16 protein-coding genes and 5 pseudogenes are annotated in these 18,391 nt (G+C 38.4%); 9 read left to right on the top strand and 12 right to left on the bottom strand.

The window, feature by feature from the left end; translation table 11 throughout:
- The first annotated feature begins 299 nt into the window (after positions 1-299).
- The 3 genes and pseudogenes from BTO22_RS08875 (at position 300) to BTO22_RS08865 (ending at position 2,410) form a co-directional block, all read left to right on the top strand.
- Positions 300-975: pseudogene (locus tag BTO22_RS08875) on the top strand (response regulator).
- Positions 976-1,014: 39 nt separating this feature from the next.
- A complete protein-coding gene (ybaK, locus tag BTO22_RS08870; protein WP_105055165.1) occupies positions 1,015-1,485 on the top strand; it encodes a Cys-tRNA(Pro) deacylase in 471 nt (156 codons plus the stop codon).
- Between the two features lie 34 nt (positions 1,486-1,519).
- Entirely contained in the window at positions 1,520-2,410 is an 891-nt protein-coding gene (locus BTO22_RS08865) for a patatin-like phospholipase family protein (RefSeq protein ID WP_181044583.1), read from the top strand.
- A gap of 185 nt (positions 2,411-2,595) precedes the next feature.
- On the opposite strand, the gene BTO22_RS08860 is transcribed toward BTO22_RS08865, so the two are convergent.
- From BTO22_RS08860 to BTO22_RS08840, 5 genes and pseudogenes are all read right to left on the bottom strand, one after another.
- Positions 2,596-3,792 (bottom strand): DEAD/DEAH box helicase, encoded by a 1,197-nt coding sequence (locus BTO22_RS08860; protein ID WP_105055164.1) that lies wholly within the window; start codon positions 3,790-3,792, stop codon positions 2,596-2,598.
- A gap of 125 nt (positions 3,793-3,917) precedes the next feature.
- Positions 3,918-4,805: a tripartite tricarboxylate transporter permease gene (locus tag BTO22_RS08855; RefSeq protein ID WP_105055163.1), complete on the bottom strand. Its 888-nt coding sequence runs from the start codon at positions 4,803-4,805 to the stop codon at positions 3,918-3,920.
- 16 nt (positions 4,806-4,821) lie between these two features.
- Positions 4,822-5,028: pseudogene (locus tag BTO22_RS20070) on the bottom strand (tripartite tricarboxylate transporter TctB family protein); the annotation flags it as partial.
- A pseudogene (locus tag BTO22_RS08845) lies at positions 5,021-5,241 on the bottom strand (tripartite tricarboxylate transporter substrate binding protein); the annotation flags it as partial. The pseudogenes BTO22_RS08845 and BTO22_RS20070, both read right to left, overlap by 8 nt.
- Positions 5,242-5,533: 292 nt before the next feature.
- Positions 5,534-7,627 (bottom strand): methyl-accepting chemotaxis protein, encoded by a 2,094-nt coding sequence (locus BTO22_RS08840; RefSeq protein ID WP_105055162.1) that lies wholly within the window; start codon positions 7,625-7,627, stop codon positions 5,534-5,536.
- 269 nt (positions 7,628-7,896) lie between these two features.
- Here BTO22_RS08840 and BTO22_RS08835 point away from each other — a divergent pair.
- Positions 7,897-8,326, top strand: a pseudogene (locus BTO22_RS08835) (hypothetical protein).
- Between the two features lie 61 nt (positions 8,327-8,387).
- On the opposite strand, the gene BTO22_RS08830 reads toward BTO22_RS08835, so the two are convergent.
- Positions 8,388-8,582 carry a hypothetical protein gene (locus BTO22_RS08830; RefSeq protein WP_181044582.1) on the bottom strand — a complete coding sequence of 65 codons (195 nt, stop codon included), beginning with the start codon at positions 8,580-8,582 and terminating at the stop codon, positions 8,388-8,390.
- A gap of 165 nt (positions 8,583-8,747) precedes the next feature.
- On the opposite strand from BTO22_RS08830, the gene BTO22_RS08825 reads away from it, so the two are divergent.
- Positions 8,748-9,605, top strand: a complete 858-nt coding sequence (locus BTO22_RS08825) for an AraC family transcriptional regulator (RefSeq protein WP_105055160.1) — start codon at positions 8,748-8,750, stop codon at positions 9,603-9,605.
- 66 nt (positions 9,606-9,671) lie between these two features.
- Here the strand turns inward: BTO22_RS08825 and purB are convergent, their stop codons facing one another.
- The 4 genes and pseudogenes from purB to BTO22_RS08805 all read right to left on the bottom strand — a co-directional run.
- Positions 9,672-11,042 (bottom strand): adenylosuccinate lyase, encoded by a 1,371-nt coding sequence (purB, locus tag BTO22_RS08820; protein ID WP_105055159.1) that lies wholly within the window; start codon positions 11,040-11,042, stop codon positions 9,672-9,674.
- A gap of 71 nt (positions 11,043-11,113) precedes the next feature.
- Positions 11,114-11,731: a high frequency lysogenization protein HflD gene (gene hflD, locus BTO22_RS08815; RefSeq protein WP_060991496.1), complete on the bottom strand. Its 618-nt coding sequence runs from the start codon at positions 11,729-11,731 to the stop codon at positions 11,114-11,116.
- An 11-nt stretch (positions 11,732-11,742) separates the two neighbouring features.
- Positions 11,743-12,867, bottom strand: coding sequence for a tRNA 2-thiouridine(34) synthase MnmA (mnmA, locus tag BTO22_RS08810; protein WP_061002951.1), 1,125 nt, complete (start codon positions 12,865-12,867; stop codon positions 11,743-11,745).
- A gap of 117 nt (positions 12,868-12,984) precedes the next feature.
- A pseudogene (locus BTO22_RS08805) lies at positions 12,985-13,542 on the bottom strand (sigma 54-interacting transcriptional regulator); the annotation flags it as partial.
- Between BTO22_RS08805 and BTO22_RS08800 the strand changes: the two are divergent.
- The 3 genes from BTO22_RS08800 (at position 13,469) to BTO22_RS08790 (ending at position 14,955) form a co-directional block, all read left to right on the top strand.
- Complete coding sequence (locus BTO22_RS08800; protein WP_374954014.1) at positions 13,469-14,227, top strand: ferredoxin--NADP reductase; 759 nt, start codon at positions 13,469-13,471, stop codon at positions 14,225-14,227. The pseudogene BTO22_RS08805 and the gene BTO22_RS08800 overlap by 74 nt on opposite strands.
- Positions 14,228-14,285: 58 nt before the next feature.
- Entirely contained in the window at positions 14,286-14,621 is a 336-nt protein-coding gene (locus BTO22_RS08795) for a DUF1971 domain-containing protein (RefSeq protein ID WP_105055156.1), read from the top strand.
- Between the two features lie 61 nt (positions 14,622-14,682).
- Positions 14,683-14,955 (top strand): hypothetical protein, encoded by a 273-nt coding sequence (locus tag BTO22_RS08790; protein ID WP_105055155.1) that lies wholly within the window; start codon positions 14,683-14,685, stop codon positions 14,953-14,955.
- Between the two features lie 90 nt (positions 14,956-15,045).
- Here the strand turns inward: BTO22_RS08790 and BTO22_RS08785 are convergent, their stop codons facing one another.
- Positions 15,046-15,219, bottom strand: a complete 174-nt coding sequence (locus tag BTO22_RS08785; RefSeq protein ID WP_105055154.1) for a hypothetical protein — start codon at positions 15,217-15,219, stop codon at positions 15,046-15,048.
- A gap of 100 nt (positions 15,220-15,319) precedes the next feature.
- A complete protein-coding gene (locus tag BTO22_RS08780; RefSeq protein ID WP_105055153.1) occupies positions 15,320-15,940 on the bottom strand; it encodes a pseudouridine synthase in 621 nt (206 codons plus the stop codon).
- Positions 15,941-16,110: 170 nt separating this feature from the next.
- Between BTO22_RS08780 and BTO22_RS08775 the strand changes: the two genes are divergently transcribed.
- Entirely contained in the window at positions 16,111-18,339 is a 2,229-nt protein-coding gene (locus BTO22_RS08775; RefSeq protein WP_105055152.1) for an NADP-dependent isocitrate dehydrogenase, read from the top strand.
- Positions 18,340-18,391: the final 52 nt, after the last annotated feature.

The following is an 18,391-nucleotide window of genomic DNA, read 5'->3' as shown; positions in this document are numbered from 1 at the left end:
GGAAAGAGTTAAAACATCAGAAAAGAAGCGCTTGTTTTATACCACATAAATGGGGGGATACAGAATCAATTCCCTAAAAATAGTCTTTATTTGACAAGAATCGTTATCAGCTGTGATCAAAGAGTATGAACAAGGTTTAAGAATAGGTTAACGACTTGTGATATGTTTATTGGTGAATTTACCGTTAGAAGTAAACAAGGTAAAGGTACGTTGATGACCATTTACTTACCAAAAGAGTTGCACTAATACCTAGTTAAATAGGAATAAAGCGACCTAAAAAATAAACAAAAGGATATTGTGTGAGCAGTCAAATCAGTATTGTGATTGTCGAGGACGACATAGGAATTGCAGAAATACACCGACGTAATTTAGATAAAATTAACGCGGTAGAGGTGATTGGCATTGCTGCCAGTAAAGGAAGAGGCAATGATCTTATTTGATGTGTTAAGCCCTGATTTAGTCTTGTTGGATATTTATCTTCCTGATGGAAATGGTCTTGATATATTACGAGAGTTACGTCAGAAAGAATCGTCACCCGATGTCATTTTAATTACCGCCGATAGAGATGTGAATACGCTACAAGAAGCGATGCGCGGTGGTGTGATAGATTATTTATTAAAGCCTGTGATCTTTAGTCGATTAGAAGAATCAATAAATAAGTATTTAAGTTAAAAGCAACAATTAATAAATCGAGTTGATATTGATCAATCCATGGTTGATGCGATGTTGAATTCCACTGGAACAGCTACCATATCAAGGTTACCAAAAGGTATTGATGGCGTGACGTTAGAAAAAGTTCGTCAATTGTTTATTAATGAAAAACAACTAACGGTAGATTAAGCTGGTGAGTTAATTGGCGCAAGTCGAACCACAGCTCGTCGTTATTTAGAATATTTGATTAGCTCTGGAGAATTGAGTGCAGACTTGTCTTATGGCAATGTTGGGCGACCAGAGCGAACCTATTTTAAAACATAGTATTGTGAAAAGTAGGATTGTTTATAAAGGTAATGCACTATGACACCAGCAACGAAATTATTAAAGAAAGCAAAAATAGAACATCAGGTGCTTGAGTATCATCATGATCCTAAAGCTCAAGCGTATGGATTAGAAGCCGCAGAGAAATTAAATTTACCTCATGAAGAGGTATTTAAAACCTTAGTAGTTCAAGTTGATGAAAAAGAGTTGGTTGTCGGTATTATTCCTGTAGCGGATCATTTAAGTATGAAATTAATTGCTAAAGCTGCCGGTGGAAAAAAAGCGAAAATGGCGGATCCTACTCTAGTGCAAAAAACGACAGGGTATGTGATGGGCGGAGTAAGTCCAATTGGACAAAAGAAGCGCTTAAAAACGGTAATTGATATCAGTGCTGAATTACATAAAACCATATATGTCAGTGGTGGTAAAAGAGGTTTGGATATAGGGCTTGCACCAAAAGATTTACAACAAGTATTAAACGCACAATTTATGGATATTAAAGCAGAATAATAGTCGCGCGGGTTGGTATTATTTGGCAGGGAGAATGGCTGTGAGTAAAAAAACAGTATCACTGGTTTTAGGCAGTGGTGGAGCAAGGGGGCTTGCTCATATTGGTGTTATTCGTTGGTTAGAAGAGCATGATTTTGAGATTGTCTCTGTATCTGGCTGCTCGATTGGTACTGTTATTGGTGGTGTGTATGCAGCCGGAAAACTCGATGAATTTGAAGCGTGGATGCGAACCATAACAAAATTAGACATTGTCTCTTTAATGGATTTTAACTGGGGTAAAGGTGGGCTAATTAAAGGTGAGAAAGTCATGAATCGTCTGGGGCATATTCTAGGTGATTTGAAAATTGAAGATCTTGTTATTCCTTATACAGCTGTTGCCGCAGATATCAGTAATGAAAAAGAAGTCTGGTTACAGAAAGGTTCATTATTACAAGCGATTAGAGCATCTATTTCGTTACCTTTATATTTAATGCCGATAGAATTTAATGGTAAAACATTAATTGACGGTGGGGTATTAAACCCTGTCCCTATTGCCCCTACGTTTGGAGACCATTCAGATATTACCTTAGCGGTAAACCTTGCTGGTGAACTCACGCATAAACTCGATGATTTTAAAGAAGTTAACGTTGATATATCAGACAGTGAATCAGAAGAGGAAACGTCTTTTCATCGAAAGATCAGTGATTATTTTGGTTCCTTGACGGCAAAAACTTCGAGAATTGATTTAGGTATGTACGATATTGCAAATCAAGCATTTGATGCGATGCAAAGTACCATTGCAAGGCAAAAGCTTGCGGCTTATCCGCCTGACATTACTGTTGAAATTGCAAGAGATGCATGCGGAACGTTTGAATTTGAACGCACTGCAGAGATGATTGATTTAGGGTATGAAAGAGCAGAACATGTATTAAAACATCTGTTATAAATCTTCTTAATCAACATATAGACACAAAAATGCCCATACTTAATAGTAAGTATGGGCGTTTTTAATTTGGTGGTCTAATACCAATCGTAGTAAATAATTGCGCTTTGTTCTCAAGCATTTTTCCTGCGCTATTTCTGACCACTTACTTACTTACTTACTGTGATTGGTATAACTAAAAGCTGCGATTAAAATTTTGGAGCAGGCTTTCTGGTAGGCTTAAAGTTCAAAATAGAAATTGGCACTTCTTTGCGTGGTGCAAAGCCTTCAATTTCTTTACGAATAATTAAGTGACCAAGACGTTTTTCAATCATGCATAAGTTTTTAAAATCGTCTTTAGAAACAAATGAAATAGCCTCACCTTTTGCACCAGCACGACCAGTACGACCGATACGGTGAACATAATCATCTGCAGGGAAAGGTAAATCATAGTTAACAACACGTGTTAGCTCGTCAATATCAATACCACGAGCAGCAATGCCAGTTGCCACTAAATATTGCAATTTGCCTTCTTTAAAGTCATTTAATACTTTTGCTCGTGCATCTTGGCTGCGGCCACTGTGAAATGCTTCAGCTTTAATGCCACGCTTTTCTAGTTGGCTAACTAATTTTGCTGCACCATGTTTTGTCTCAATAAAGATCAGAGCTTGGTCCCACTGATTTTCTGAAATTAAGTGGCTAAGTAGTGCTGATTTTCTGTCTTTATCAACGGTCGTTAGCCATTGATCAATTTGTGGTGCAGATGTCGTTTTTGGCGAAATCGTAATTTCAATTGGGTTGTTTACAGCCGTTTTCGCTAAAAAACGGACTTGATCAGACAGTGTTGCAGAGAACAACATGTTTTGGCGATCAAGAGGTAAACGTTCGATGATTTTATTGATGTCTTCAATAAAGCCCATATCGAGCATACGATCAGCTTCATCAAGAACTAAAATCTCAATTTCATCGAAATGAATTGCGCGTTGTGTGTACATATCAAGAAGACGGCCAGGAGTGGCAACTAATACATCAACCCCTTCAATCAGACGTTCTTTTTGATTTTTATAATCAACGCCACCGTACATAGCCAGTGAACTAATATCGATATGCTTACTGTATTTTTGAATATTATCTTCAACTTGGATCGCTAGCTCACGTGTCGGCGTTAAAATTAATGCACGAATACGTTTAGCACGAACCTTAGTTGGATCTTCGCTGAGGATTTCTAAAATTGGTAATACAAAACTGGCTGTTTTACCTGTACCTGTTTGCGCGGCTGCAATTAGGTTTTTTCCAGTAAGCGCAACGGGAATGGCTTTTTCTTGAATTGGAGTTGGGGCTTTATAACCCAGTTCGTCGATGGCTTTTAAAATTGGATCGCTTAACCCAAGTTTGGAAAATGGCATGTGAAATCTCAGATATATGAATAGAAGGGGATTGTAGCATGAAAAAAAGAAATGGCAGCAGAGGAAATAGACACCAATACTATCCTTAGTATTGGCGCCTATGTGTAGACGATTAAATTAATTGATTACGATTTTACCGCGAACTTAGGTCGGATAATTTTATTAACGAATGTCAGTACCATTGGAAGGATTAGTACGATGGCTGCGATTGCAGTAAAGGTAAAGGTAATTGGACGCTCCCATAAGAAACTTAACTCACCATCACTGATCATTAATGCTCGACGTAAGTTCTCTTCCATCATTCCACCCAAGATAAAGCCAAATAATAAGGGGGCGAGGGGGAAGTTAGCTAGCCGAAGCGCAATAGCGACCATCGCAATTAAGATCATGATGAAAACATCAATTGTATTAAAAGAGACTAAATAAACCCCTGTGATTGAGAAGAATAAAACCATTGGCATCAATACGGTTCTTGGTATCGCAAGCAATTTTGAGATGTATGGAATCAAGGGTAAATTTAGGATAACCAGAACGATATTACCAAAGTACATTGAGATAATAACCGACCAGACAATATCAGGGTGATCGACAAACAATCTTGGACCTGGCTGAATACCGTAAGCAATAAGGGCGCCTAGCATGATGGCTGACAGTGTACCGCCAGTGAAAGAAGAGTAAGCAGCAAGAGCCAGAGCTTTTCCAGCTTGACCTTTTTGTGCCATTGGATAACCATCAAAGGCAGTAACCACAGTTGAAGAACAGCCTGGTGCATTGATCAATATTGATGAGGTAGACCCACCAAAAACGGCGCCATAATAAACACTCGCCATTAAGATCATACCTGATGCTGGATCAAGTCCGTAGCTCATCGGGAGCATTAAGGCAATGACAGAAATAGGGCCAAGACCCGGCAACATACCGATGAATGTACCTACAAAACAGCCGATCATCACCATCATCAAGTTGGTTGGCATAATCGCTGTTGATAAGCCTGCTAAAATTCCATCTAACATAATTAAGTCCTAGGGTTTACCAAGCAAGAAAAAGATAACCAGGTTCTAGATAGATATCCAAACCTTTGGTAAGAAGTAGCCAGAATCCAGTAACGAAAGGAAACGAGGCGCCAAATAAAATGGGTTTACGACGTTCGCCTAAAAGATAGAACCCTGCCAGTAAAAATAGGCTTGTAGCTAGAACAAAACCGAGCCATATTAAACCAATGCCATACAACACCACTTAACGATCGGATCACGATAGGCGTTGAGTTGACCATTAATGTATCTGGTTGGCGCTCTGCAGTTTCAATTAAATGAGCAATAGCTTTACCGTCGCCACCACCTGGAATAATAAAATGGATTTTTCAAGTTCGGCGGCGAACGCAGATCCTGACATAGCAAAAGAGGCTGCAATCATTGACGCTGTGATCTGTTTTTTAAATGAAGTAAGCATGAGTAACATTTCCTTATGTGTCCAAATTTCTCTGTCGTTGCGATATGAAACTTGAGAGTAGGGGATGCAGCTTCTATGAGCTGTTATCTTTCAGAGATATACTGCTTTTCTTGGTTGTGGCGTAAATATTATTTCTTCGGGGTGGGTTTGACTAGATAGGGGGAAATAATGAGTATTTAGAACATAAAGGGGGTTTTGTTCATAAAGTTCATCATAGTATTTATAAGTAAAAAAGCCATGCAATAAGAAAATGCATGGCTTAAGTTTATTGTGTGTCTTGCGCTACTTTAGGTTATTGAGTCTTAAATTCACTCAGTTTCTGAGTTAATGAATGACTCTCTTTAGTGAGTGCTTCTGTATCTTTTAATGACGTATGCATATCTGAAAGAACCTCGTTAGCGGCTTCATTTATGCTGGTTACATTACGATTAATCTCTTCTGAAACCGAGCTTTGCTCTTCTGCAGCGGAAGCTATTTGATTATTCATATCATTAGTAACCAAAATAGCAGAGCTAATCTCTTTTAGATTATCTTGTGCAATCACAGTCTCTTCTTTAGTTGATAATGCCTGCTTTTGGCTATTATCCATCACTGTTACAATACTTTGAGTATTTTGTTGTAGTATCACAAGCATGTTATTAATTTCTTGAGTTGAGCTTTGTGTACGACTTGCTAGGTTACGCACTTCATCAGCAACAACTGCAAACCCACGCCCTTGCTCACCAGCGCGAGCGGCTTCAATAGCAGCGTTTAATGCCAATAAGTTTGTTTGTTCTGCAATACCACCAATTTCAGTTAGAATTTTTTGAATGTCATTGCTTGATGCAGCTAGGTTTACTACTTGCTCTTGAGCCTCATTAATGAATTGCGCCAGCTCTTCAACAGAAGCTGCAGCATTGTTCATTATTTTTTGACCTTCTTCACTGCTTACTTGAATTTGACTTGCAGCTGTTGCTGCTTGTAATGCAGACGAGGCAACCTCTTGAGCTGTTGCACTCATTTCATTAATAGCGGTCGCTAATTGAGTGACTTCACTCACTTGATTTTGTAGCTTAATTTGTGATTTCTCAGTTTCAGCCATGGTATTCATTGATGATTGAGAGACCAACTCTGCCGTATCTTTTGCATTATGAAGGGTGCCTTGAACTTTCTCGATAAAAGTATTAAACCAGAAAGCCAATTGACCAATTTCATCTTTAGATGTGACATCAATACGCTGAGTTAAATCACCATCACCTTGAGCGATATTTTCAAAACGAGACGTTAGGTTAGTTAAAGAAGCACCAATTTGTTTCGCTAAAATAAAGATGATGAAAATACCGATAATCGATGAAACTAAACCACTTAATAAACCATTAGAAAGTGCGTCATCACTTAGCTGAGTGCTTAGTGAATTAAAGTCAGTAATTTCTTTCTGCAATGTTTCTGAAGGAATAGAAACGATAACGATCCAAGGTTTCGAACCTGTATTTATTGTGGAAATAGCCGTTTTATATGGACCAATATCTTTTAAAAATGTCTTTTTTGTTATCGCGTCTTGTTGAATCTCGCTCCAATTTTGAGCAAATTCTTTTTTTACTTTTGTACCAACAAGCTCCCCATCTTGACTAAAAGATAATAAAGTACCGTTCCATGAAGAAATAGAAACGACCGCTTGAGGAATGTCTATTCCTTGAGCCGCTTTTTTACTGATTTTCTGGAAACTTTTAATTGACCAATCAAACCCAACAGAGCCAACAATTTCATTGTTGTGTCGTAATGGTAAGCTAATCGTAGTAATTAACTCTTCGTTGCCTCTTACATTGTAATAATAAGGTTCCATTACAAAGCTTTTACCCGATTCAAACGGCGCTAAATGCCATTCATCAATACGCTCACCATTATTGTTTAAAGCGGTATTGTTAAAGCTATCCATCCCTAAGGCTTCAAAGCTAGAGTCAATTGGTGAAAAGAATGGAGATAAAATACCGTTTTTATTTACCGCTTTTTGGGTCAATTCGGAATTGTCTTTGATAAAATTTTCTTTTTCCCAAACCATGTAGCCAGCAAAAACGCTTTTATTTTGAATTTTTAACGAAGCTATAAATTGTTCGATAAGAAGGCTAGCATTAGATTGGTGTTGATTTGATAATTCTAGTAATGATTGAAGTTGTTTTAAATTACTAATAACAGGAGAGAAAAGGCCATTCAGTTCGGCACTTTGTTGGTTAGCAATAGACAGTAATTTGTAATCAATATTTTCAACAAGTTGGTCAGAAACATGCTTTGTGATTTCTTTATTTACCTCATCATAAGAAACGGTTGTAAAAAACATAGCCGTACTTAATGTAATAAATATGGCAAGCCCTGCGCTAATCGCGATACGTGTTTTGATTGATTTAAACATAATGCCCCTAATGATAAAAATAGTTTTATAGAATTACTTATCGACTAAAAATAAATATTCATTAGGGTAAATAGAGCGGTTTTAGGATAAAAATTATAAAATGTTCAGATTGAGTTCATAAAGGGTAATTTATATTTATTTATAATCTTTAAGGTATATGATAAATCTCTTGATTAAGTTATTTTCTGTTAATCTGCTTTGTACCAATGCTAGTAAGTATTATTTTGATTGGCATTGTTTATATTCGTAAATTTATAGTGAGACAAAGAATGAACAAAAAATTATTGGTGCCTTTGTTGTTTAGCGTTGCTTTAGTTGGGTGTGATGACGCAAGTGAAGCGATTGATAAAGCACAAGATGCAGCAAATAAGGCTGTTGATATGGCTCAATCTAAATTAGAGATCAGTAGATCTGGATGTACTAAATATTGAACAATTCGGTGATGCTGCTGATTCAGCAACTGAGTTTGCAGAGTCAATCGATGAAGCGCTAAATGCGGATTACAGTAATCCTAAAGCATTAGTCGAAATTCAAGAGCACATTGCCAATGCTTATAGCTGTTTAGTTGAAGCATCATCAGAATCAAATGCTGAAAAACTAATGAACAAAGTAATGTCGACGATTTCAAATCAAGAAGCACAAAGCTTGATAGAGAAGGGCGTTGAAAGTGCAAAAGAAATGCAAGCGTGTGTGATGTAATTTATTATTGCTTTGTATAGTTAAGCGCCACCATAATTATATTTATGTTGGCGCTTTTTTATTAATGGGTATTTGAGATTGTTGGTAACTGTTGCAAATTTTGCTGAAGATCCATTGTGTATGTGTATTTAGATTGGTAACCAAAATATCGCCATGTAGAATCATAGCGAACACCATATCCATAAGTAATTAATGCGACCCATTCTTTACGATTACTCTCAATTGCTTGTTTGATTATTGCTCTTATTCTATTCATAACATAATCCTCTTCGTTGTGTATTTTTATAATAAGAAGAGGAAATGATAAAAAGAGCATTAACTTATCTATTAGTAATACTTTTCCATCAATGGCTATTTAAATTATCAATAAATAGTACTATTTAGGCAGGTTGTAACATTATTTAGCAGCGGAGATTCATTGATGAAAGCGAATCTTGAAAGAGTTCCTATCCGACTTGGTTCATCTTGGCGTTATAAAAAGATTGATGGTGTTGAAAAAAGCTATCATTGGCACTTTCATCATGAATATGAACTTGTTTTGTTTCGAAAAAATAATGCTCAAGGTATGGTCGGTCATTTTGAAGGAGAAATAGAAAATAATACGTTATGGTTAATTCCCCCTAAGATGCCACATGCTATTGAATTATTAGATGAAAATAATGAACGTCAGTGTGAGTCTCATATCATTTGGCTACCAAAAGATTGGGTTGAAAACATGATATTTAGTTGTACAGAATTAAGGAGAATGGCTGAATTATTAAAACGCTCTAGTAATGGACTGTGTTTTTCAAAATCCACAGCAGAAGATGTTTATCAATTAATAGGGAAGTTATTTAAAGGTTCGGTCTTTGATGATCTTGGATATTTAATGCAGATATTAGGTTGTCTATGTTCAGATAAAGAGACTAAGCAACTTCAATTATTTTCAAAACAAGAAGCGATAGATAAAGAAGGAAAAGAGAAAATTGACCTTGTTTGTAAGTATATTGATGATAACTACCAAAATACAATTACATTACTGAATGTTGCCAATCACCTTTGTGCAAGTGAAAGTACTGTCCATCGACTATTCCAATCACATTTTGGTGAAAGTTTTAGTCAATATTTGAAAAAATTCAGATTAAATCATGCGGCTAATTTACTGACTCACAGTCGTTTACCTATTGGAATTGTGGCAGAGCAGGTGGGGTATAGAAATCAAACTAATTTTAATCGCTTATTTAAGGATTATAAACACCTGACGCCAAATCAATATAGAAAGAAGTTTAGTGGTTTCTAGTTTTGATATGAAAGACATAAAAAAAGGCTGACACTATGTCAGCCTTAATAATACTTCACTGTAAAATTACAGCTTGTCAGTTAGCTCGATAGCTTGGCCGATGTAGTTTGCTGGTGTCATCTCTTTTAGACGAACTTTCTCATCTTCAGGGATTTCTAAACCGTCGATGAATGCACGCATGCCTTCGCCGTCAATACGCTTACCACGAGTCAGTTCTTTTAGTTTTTCGTATGGCTTTTCGATGCCGTAACGACGCATTACTGTTTGTACAGGTTCTGCAAGAACTTCCCAGTTTTTATCTAGCTCTGCTTCAAGTGCAGCACGGTTGATCTCTAATTTGCTAATGCCTTTTAGAGTCGACGTATATGCAATGATAGCGTAGCCACAACCAACACCTAGGTTACGAAGAACCGTTGAGTCAGTTAGATCACGCTGCCAGCGAGATACAGGCAGTTTTTGAGCTAGGTGGCTAAAGATAGCGTTAGCAAGACCTAGGTTACCTTCTGAGTTTTCAAAATCGATTGGGTTAACTTTATGCGGCATAGTTGAAGAGCCGATTTCGCCAGCAATCGTTTTTTGTTTGAAGTGACCAAGAGCAATGTAGCCCCAAACGTCACGGTCAAAATCAAGAAGGATGGTATTGAAACGTGCAATCGCATCAAATAGCTCAGCAATGTAGTCATGCGGTTCAATTTGAGTTGTGTACGGGTTCCAGTTAACGCCTAGAGATTCAGTGATGAACTCTTCGCTAAATGCGTGCCAATCAACGTCTGGGTAAGCAGAAAGGTGAGCGTTATAGTTACCAACAGCACCATTGATTTTTGCTAGGATTTCAACATTTTCGATTTGCTTGTATTGACGTTCCATACGGTACGCAACGTTAGCCATTTCTTTGCCCATAGTCGATGGAGAAGCTGGCTGACCGTGTGTACGAGACAGAAGAGGAATGTCACGATATTCGTTAGCCAATGCTTTAATTGCATCAATAACGTTACGGATCTCAGGAAGAATCACAGTATCACGAGCTTCTTTAAGCATAAGAGCGTGAGATGTGTTGTTGATGTCTTCTGAAGTACATGCAAAGTGAATGAATTCATTGATAGCGTGAAGCTCAGGAAAATCAGCTACTTTTTCTTTTAAGAAATATTCAACTGCTTTTACATCGTGGTTTGTAGTGCGTTCAATGTCTTTAATACGCATAGCGTCTTCTTCACTGAAGTTAGCTGCGATGTTATCTAAGAATTGATTCGCTTCTGCGCTTAATGTAGCCACTTCCGCAATCGATTGCGTAGCTGCTAATTTTTGAAGCCAACGAACTTCAACAACAGTGCGGTACTTCAGTAAGCCGTACTCACTAAAGATGCTGCGTAGAGAAATTGTTTTACTTCCGTAGCGACCGTCTACAGGTGAAACAGCAGTTAATGCTGACAATTCCATGTGAATCTCCTAGATATGTATAAAAGGTTAAAGGAAAAAGCCTACCTGAAACTCAAGTAGGCTTTAATTTTTTAAATTCGAGCTAAAATAATTTTTGCTTGCTCAACCATTTTCTTACGGCCAAAAATTAAGTGGCGACGTTTGCCACCTGTTTGTCGCCATAACACAGCAGAACGAATACCTGAAAGTAACAGAGAGCGCACTTTATGCTGTGTCATTGGTTGCTGTAAGATTGATGGTGTACCAGTAACTTGAATGCGAGGGCCCATAGGGCTGATCACATCTAAGTAAATGCTGGCGATGTTACTAAGCATTTGTTCGTCATGAATGTCAAAATGTTCAAGTTGACGTTCAATAGTACCAATACGTTCACCAAGCTTACTCATGCCATCTCTATGACCAGCAAGCTTACGTTCTAATGCCATTAAACTGATTAAGTAGCGAGTTAATTCACTGCCCGCAGGAGTGTTATCAAAATCTCGAACTAGACATTCCAAACCAATACGCAAATTAGCTTCATTGCCGTATACCGCAACGGTATTATTTGGATTGGTTTCTAAAATAGATTGAATCGCAGTATCAAACGCAGCTTGATCACAGTGTCCATCTTTCGCCATTTTTTGTACTAAGCTTGCCGCTTGGCAAATGCCAGCAAATGCAATGGTTCTGTCAAATAAAGTGTTCGCCACGTTTGGGCTCCTTAAATACGCTCTTCAATAATACCGCCACCTAGGCAAACTTCACCTAAGTAGAAAACTGCAGATTGACCTGGAGTTACCGCAATTTGTGCTTCATCAAAGATCACTTTAATGTTTTCATCATCGATAGGGATGATAGTACAAGGGATATCCGTTTGACGGTAACGTGTTTTTACTGTGCAGCTTAATGGTGCTTTAATCGGCGTGCGATCAACCCAATCAAGTTGAGACGCTAATAAACCTTGAGATTTCAGTAATGGGTGATCTTTGCCTTGAACAGCAATTAACACGTTACGTTTTAAATCTTTCTCACCAACGAACCATGGGTCTTCATTGCCACCGCCGCCTTTAGAACCGCCGATATGTAGACCTTTACGTTGGCCAAGCGTGTGGTACATCAACCCTTGGTGTTGTCCAATGACCTTACCGTCAGGTGTTTCAATATTACCTGGTTGTGCTGGTAAGTATTTGCCTAAAAATTCAGTGAATTTACGCTCACCGATAAAGCAGATACCAGTAGAATCTTTTTTCTTCGCTGTGATCAAATCTTGCTCTTCAGCAATGCGGCGTACTTCAGGTTTTTCAAGCTCACCAACAGGGAATAAGCTACGAGATACTTGATCTGAGCTTAATGTGTATAGGAAGTAGCTTTGATCTTTATTTGAATCCAAACCACGAAGCATTTCTGGCTTAGCACCATTGGCAATTTCTTCGGCTGTTGGGAAAGTACGACGAACGTAGTGACCCATAGCGATGAAATCTGCATCTAGTACTTCATCTGCAAATTCTAAGAAAGCTTTAAATTTGATTTCTTTATTACAAAGAATATCTGGGTTTGGCGTACGGCCCGCTTTGTATTCTTCTAGGAAATATTCAAAAACGTTGTCCCAATATTCAGCAGCAAAGTTAATGGTGTGAAGGTGAATCCCTAATTTGTCACACACGGCTTGTGCATCGGCTAAATCTTCGGCAGCGGTACAATATTCCTCGTTGTCATCTTCTTCCCAGTTTTTCATGAAAAGACCTTCAACTTGGTATCCTTGTTGCTGAAGTAGGTAGGCTGATACTGAAGAATCTACACCACCGGACATACCGACGATGACTTTCTTTTGGCTGTTGTCTGACATTCTTTAACACCACTAATAAAACTTGAGGCAGATTCTAACAGAAAGAATATGCTGGGGACAGATCCGAGACTAAAATCACATAATTATATCTGTGAAGTTAGGGTTATTTATGTTGATTTAGTCCTTTAAATTTAAGCGTTTCGCTAAACGATGTAAATTTCCCGTATCAAGCTGTAAGACTCGTGCTGTTGCTGCCCAATTTTGTTGCTGCTCTAGGTATGTTTTTTTTATTAAAGTAGCTTGAAATTCATCAGTAGCAGAACGTAAATCTGTTGTTTTTTCAAGGCTGATGCTGTCTTTTTGTTCAATCAGTTTGCTTTCAGTGTTCGTGTCTTTTTTTATCGAGAAATGCACAGGGGTGAGTATCAAATCAGAATCATTTCTTTGCGCTCTAGAAAGTACTGCAGCTCTGCTGATGACGTGTTCTAATTCTCGAATATTTCCCGGCCATGAGTAAGCATTAAGTAACTCGATGGCTTCAGGGGTAATACGTATACTTGAACCGCCTAATTTAATGCGGTTTTTTTCAGCAAAATAACCAGTAAGTAAAGTGATGTCATTATCTCTGTCTCTCAGTGGTGGCACAAAAATAGGAAACACACTGAGACGATGGTACAAGTCCGCTCTAAAGTGCCCATTTTTTACTTCTTCACTCAAGGTTTTATTTGTGGAAGCACCAATTGAAGCGTATCAAGCTGGGCAATTTACCAAGTTAGCATTACCTGATGAAAATGGTGGTTGGGTTAGAAGGGCGTATTCCATTGTGAATAACCCAAAGCAGGCTGAAGGACACCAACAGATGGAGTTTCTGATCATCGCTGATGACAGTGGAGAGTTATCTCCTCGTCTTCAATCGCTTAACTCGGGTGATGAAATTTTTGTTGGTAATGAGGCGGCAGGTTTTATGACTACGGATGAAGTCCCTCAAAATGTGGATGATTTATGGCTATTATCAACAGGAACGGCGATTGGGCCATTTATTTCAATATTAGAAACGCCTTCATTAGGTGCACGATTTAAAAATATTGTACTTGTTCACGCCGTGAGAACAGAGTCTGAATTAATTTATCAAGAACGTATTCAATCATTACTTAATCGATATGAGAAGAGGTTCCATTATGTCCCAATTATTTCTAGAGAACATGTCACCGGAACTTTATGTGGACGAATCCCGTCTTTGTTGCTCAATGGAGAGCTTGAACACAACGCCAAATGTCAGCTTAGTACAACGCATAGTTTCTTATACATTTGTGGCAATCCAAACATGGTTAAAGACACATCAAAGGCGTTACAAGAACTAGGGTTCAATAAACATCTGCGTAGAAAAATAGGGCAGTTTAGTTCGGAGAATTATTGGTAATAATAGATAACTGAATTACAAATTACGTTAGAAAACAAAAATTATTTGGAGAATTATTATGAGTCATTTACGTATCCCACAAAATTGGACAATCCAACGTTCTACCCCGTTTTTCACTAAAGACAACGTCCCTGATGCATTGCTTTCTCACCATAATACGGCTGCTGAAGTATTTGGTCAGATATGCGTTATGGAAGGTGTGGTGACTTATTATGGTTTTGCAGATTCAGAGGCTACTGAGCCTGAAGTTAAAGTCGTTATTAATGCAGGACAATTTGCAACAAGCCCTCCTCAATACTGGCATAGAGTCGAATTAAGTGATGATGCTCAATTCAACATTAATTTCTGGTCAGATCAAGATAAAAGCGGAAAGAAAATGTTTAACACGAAATAATTATGAACACTCTTTTTTTCATTTATGGCATAGTAGGCGAAATTATTAAGTGAGAAGTAAGATGACAGACCAACAAGACGATTTCATGACGGAAGAAACACTGATCGAAACCGTAAAGAATCAAATTGAAGACGGTAGCCCAATCACAGTAAAAGAGACGCTAATGCGTCTAGTTATGACGGGTAATCCTCGTGAAGATGCGATTGAAATGATGGCGTGCGCTTTGGCTGTTGAAGTGTTTGATGTGATGAAGAATGGCGCTGAATTTAACCAAAAGCGTTATAAAGAAAATTTAGAGTCATTACCAGACATGAGTTTTATGGGTGATGAATAATCGTAATAACGATTGCGTGTAATTGGTATTAGAAATAAAAAAGGGCTAATAGTATTAATACTATTAGCCCTTTTTTATATTACAGTATGCCTAGTTTGCGCAACCAATTTCACCTGTCAACATGCAGTTTTGTTGCTGTTTTTCTTGATTATCATAGTGCTCATTTGTTAATTCAACAGAGTTAATGTCTTCTCTATCTGCAGGAGCACAAGCACTTAAAAATAATACGCTAGCAATCCCTGCTACCTTGATGATTATGTTCATATTTATTCCTTTATTCTTCTCGTGTTTTCTTTATGTTAAGTTAAAAAACCTCAAACGGACAGTTGTTTTTAACTTATTTTTTACATTTGAATCTGTTGCTCTAAAGTGAGACTTCTTTCCATTCACCATGAGGGACATCCTTAATAGTCCACTCTCCCATTGAATAGCGGATTAAACGTAATGTCGGAAACCCAATATGTGCAGTCATGCGACGAACTTGGCGGTTACGTCCTTCAATAATGGTAAGTGCTATCCATGTTGTTGGAATGGCAGCACGAAATCTAACGGGAGGATTACGCTCCCATAAATCAGGAGTGTCGATAATTTCAACTTTAGCAGGGAGAGTCATACCATCTTTTAACTCAATACCTTGACGAAGTTTTTCTAAATCGTCTTCTGTTGGTGCACCTTCTACTTGTACCCAGTATGTTTTTGGGGACTTAGATTCTGGTTGTGTTAAGCGAGCTTGAAGCACACCATCATTAGTTAGAATTAATAAACCTTCACTGTCGCGATCGAGGCGACCAGCGGCATAAACGTCTTTTACTGAAATAAAATCTGCGAGAGTCTGACGATGTTGGTCATCGGTAAATTGACTCAGTACATCAAAAGGTTTATTAAAGATAAGGACTTTACGATCTTTTGGCGCAGGGCGTGGCTTTTGGGTGTTTTTTTTCTTAAAGGCCGGTTTTTTCCAATTTGGAGAACGCTTGAATGTCATGTTAACTACCTTGCAAAATTGTAAAGCTTTTGTGGTGTTTAGTTTTAAAGTTCGCCGCTTTTCGCTATAGTACGCGCGTGAAACAAGAGACTAATAAAAATAAAGTCGGTAAATTACAAAATTCATTATACGTTTTGTTGTGGGTTTTGTGGATTAAATAGGGAAATTAAATGACAACGCAAAAATCTAAGATTATCTATACCATCACTGATGAAGCGCCAGCACTGGCGACACATTCACTTCTTCCAATTATTCAAGCATTTGCAGCGTCATCGGATATTGACGTTGATACACGCGACATCTCACTTGCTGGTCGTGTAATTGCTAATTTTTCTGAGTATTTAACCGAAGAACAACGTATTAGTGATGCATTAGCAGAGCTTGGCGAATTAGCAAAAACGCCAGAAGCCAATATCATTAAACTTCCAAACATCAGTGCGTCAATTCCTCAGCTTCATGCTGTAATCAAAGAGCTTCAAGCGAAGGGCTATGCTCTTCCTAATTACCCTGAAGAAGCGAAAACAGACGAAGAAAAAGCAGTTAAAGCCGTTTACGATAAAATTAAAGGTTCTGCGGTAAACCCTGTTCTTCGCGAAGGCAACTCTGACCGTCGTGCGCCAGGTGCCGTTAAGCAATATGCTCGTAATAATCCACATTCAATGGGGGCATGGGCTTCAGATTCTAAATCACACGTTGCAAGCATGAGTGACGGTGACTTTTACTCAAGCGAAAAATCAGTAACGATTGATGGCGCAACAAACGTTACTATTGAGTTTGTTTCTGAAAATGGCGATGTTACCGTTCTTAAAGAAGGCTTATCGCTAAAAGATAAAGAGATCATTGATGGTTCTTGCCTGAGTAAAAAAGCATTAGTTGAATTCTTCGAAACTGAAATCAAAAAAGCGAAAGAAGAAGACGTATTACTTTCTTTACACATGAAAGCAACCATGATGAAAGTATCAGATCCTGTTATTTTTGGTCATGCCGTTAAGGTTTTCTATAAAGATGTATTTGCAAAACACGCAGCAACTTTTGAAAAACTGGGTGTTGATGCTAACAATGGCGTAGGCGATGTTTACACTAAAATAGCCTTACTACCAGATGCTGAAAAAGCAGCGATTGAAGGGGATCTAGCAGCGGTTTACGAATATCAACCTGAGCTTGCTATGGTTGATTCAGACCGTGGTATTACTAACCTTCACGTGCCAAGTGATGTAATTATTGATGCATCTATGCCTGCTGCATTACGTACTTCGGGTCGTATGTGGGGTCCAGATGGTCAGTTAAAAGACACTAAAGCAATGATTCCTGATCGTTGTTATGCGGGTGTTTATCAAGCTGTTATTGAATTCTGTAAAGCGAATGGTGCATTTGACCCGACAACAATGGGGTCAGTACCAAACGTAGGCCTAATGGCTCAAAAAGCAGAAGAATATGGTTCTCACGATAAGACATTTATTCTTCCTGAAGCGGGTACTGTTCGAGTGATTGATGGTACTGGTACTGCACTGATTGAACACTCGGTAGGTGAAGGCGATATCTGGCGTATGTGTCAGGCAAAAGATGCACCAATTCAAGATTGGGTTAAATTGGCAGTAAATCGTGCTCGTGCAACGGGAACTCCAGCTATTTTCTGGCTTGATGCTAATCGTGCTCATGATGCCGAACTGATTAAGAAGGTGAACACTTATCTTGCCGATCATGATACCACAGGTCTTGATATTCAAATTCTATCGCCAGTAGAAGCGACTGATTATACGTTAGCGCGTATTATCAAAGGCGAAGATACGATTTCTGTAACAGGTAATGTGTTACGTGATTACTTAACGGATTTATTCCCAATTTTAGAGCTTGGTACGTCCGCGAAAATGTTGTCTATTGTACCGCTTATGAATGGTGGTGGCTTGTTTGAAACTGGCGCAGGTGGTTCTGCCCCAAAACATGTTCAGCAGTTTGAAAAAGAAAACCACTTACGTTGGGATTCTTTAGGTGAGTTTTTAGCACTGGCAGCATCGTTTGAGCATTTAAGTGTCACGACAGGTAATACAAAAGCACAGATTCTTGCTGATACGCTTGATGCGGCAACGTCTAAGTTCCTTGAAACGAACAAATCACCATCACGTCGTGTTGGTGAATTAGATAACCGTGGTAGCCATTTCTACCTGGCAATGTATTGGGCGCAAGAACTTGCTACACAAACGAAAGATGCAGATCTTCAAGCTTACTTTGGTTCTGTAGCTGAAACATTAACGTCTAATGAAACTAAGATTGTTGATGAGCTAAATGCGGCACAAGGTGTTGCTGGTAATGTAGGTGGTTATTTCCAACCCGTCGCAGAACTTGCTGCAAAAGAGATGCGCCCAAGCGCGACATTGAATGCGGCGCTAGCTTCAATTTAATATCGAATAACGTCTTTATAATAAAGCGCGGTTAAGATGAAAAGCCTTGAAG

The organism is Aliivibrio sifiae (genome assembly GCF_002954705.1).
GTDB lineage: Bacteria > Pseudomonadota > Gammaproteobacteria > Enterobacterales > Vibrionaceae > Aliivibrio > Aliivibrio sifiae_A.
Note: the sequence above shows the minus strand (reverse complement) of the source record. Positions and strands in the feature narration are given on the sequence as shown.